This is a genomic window from Mycobacterium sp. 1245111.1 (assembly GCF_001673405.1).
Taxonomy (GTDB): Bacteria; Actinomycetota; Actinomycetes; order Mycobacteriales; family Mycobacteriaceae; genus Mycobacterium.
Window position 1 is genome coordinate 1 of the sequence record NZ_LZLV01000027.1, and the last position, 1057, is coordinate 1057.

The window sequence follows — 1057 nt, forward strand, 5'->3', positions numbered from 1 at the left end:
CAGGGCGTGCCCTTGATCGCCTCGTGCACGGCTTTCTTGATCGGCGCGATGTGGCTGATGCCCTCGGGGGTGGCGGGGTCGCCCTCGTGCGAGATGATCAACCGGACGGCGTGCCCGTTGGGTGAGATGAACTGTTTGAGACCTCGCGCGAAGTCCGGGCTTTTGAACGCCTCGGGCGGAAGGTAGAACGTGTCATCGTTCTTCGACTTGTCGAACGCGTGACCCATCGCATTCGCATTGGAGCTCATGTCGTCCATCTGATTGAAGATCCCGGACATGGTGCTGTGCATCGTCAGCATCATCGTCCGCATGTTCTCCATGCTGTCGATCATCGGCGGGAAGTCCGTGAGCAACTGGGGCATCAGCGCATCCAGCTGACTGAAGTCGTTGATCAGTATCTGGAACTTGTCGTCGATCTCGTCAATGCCGTCGACCGCGTCGAAGATGGACCGGAACGAAAAACAGATCGGGATGTCGTAGCAGTGCTTCTCCCAGTAGAAGTAGCTGCGGATCGGCCGCCAGGTGTCCTCGAAGTTGGCGACGTCGTCGCGCAATTCTTCGGTGACGGCCTGCATTTCGCGTGTCTCACCGATCATCTTGTGCGTGATGCCGGTGAGCTGCTGCATGAGGCCGTACATGTGCCTCATCCGGTTCATGGTGTCTTCGAGTTCGTCGGCCTGCTTGAGCATGTCGTCCATGCGGGCCTTCTGGAACTTCATCGTCTGCACCTGCCCGGCGTTCTGCATGCTGAGCTGGAACGGGATCGAGGTGTGCTCCATCGCCGTGCCCTCCGGGCGCGTAATCGATTGCACGCGTGAGACTCCGGGGACGCGGAAGATGCCCTTGGCCAGTTTGTCGAGTACCAGGAAGTCAGCGGGATCGCGCAAATCGTGGTCGGCCTCGACCATCATGACTTCCGGCATCAGCCGGGCCTGCGAGAAGTGGCGCTCCGCGGCGTCGTATCCCTTGTTCGCGGCGATGTTGTGCGGGATGTACAACCGGTCGTTGTAGCTGGTCTGGTAACCCGGCAGGGTCAGCAGGCCGATCAGCGCGATCG

General features: G+C 60.3%; 1 protein-coding gene. It reads right to left on the reverse strand.

What is annotated here, in order from left to right; genetic code table 11:
• Positions 1–1057, reverse strand: a 1057-nt coding sequence (locus A5658_RS05695; RefSeq protein WP_156751276.1) for an MMPL family transporter, incomplete at both ends; no start/stop codon positions are given.